This window comes from Rossellomorea aquimaris, assembly GCF_001877785.1.
Lineage (GTDB): Bacteria > Bacillota > Bacilli > Bacillales > Bacillaceae_B > Rossellomorea > Rossellomorea aquimaris_A.
This window is the reverse complement of record NZ_MINN01000054.1, coordinates 1-434: the sequence shown is the minus strand read 5'-3', so window position 1 is coordinate 434 and position 434 is coordinate 1. Positions and strand designations below refer to the sequence as shown.

Below are 434 nucleotides of genomic sequence, written 5' to 3'. Positions count from 1 at the left end.
GTTCCCCCATTCGGAAATCTCCGGATCAAAGCTCACTTACAGCTCCCCGAAGCATATCGGTGTTAGTCCCGTCCTTCATCGGCTCCTAGTGCCAAGGCATCCACCGTGCGCCCTTCATAACTTAACCGAATTGGTTGTTACATAAGGTTTAAAACCTAAAATGGCGATACTCGGTAATTTCTTGACTATCAATTAACACTTTATCTAGTTTTCAAAGAACAAACTTTATGGTTGGATCTTTTACTTCGCTTACACTTCGTAAAAATCCCTGATGGATGGTTCTTTTGCTTGCGCAAAAAACCTTATCAAACCATCAAAACTGAACAAAACTTCGACTGTCAAACGTTTCATGTAATATTCCTTAGAAAGGAGGTGATCCAGCCGCACCTTCCGATACGGCTACCTTGTTACGACTTCACCCCAATCATCTGTCC

The 434-nt window shown here is 42.6% G+C and carries 2 rRNA genes; both read right to left on the bottom strand.

The features are described from left to right. Positions 1 to 127, bottom strand: a 23S ribosomal RNA gene (locus BHE18_RS02060); the annotation flags it as partial. Between the two features lie 238 nt (positions 128 to 365). After that, a 16S ribosomal RNA gene (locus BHE18_RS02055) occupies positions 366 to 434 on the bottom strand; the annotation flags it as partial.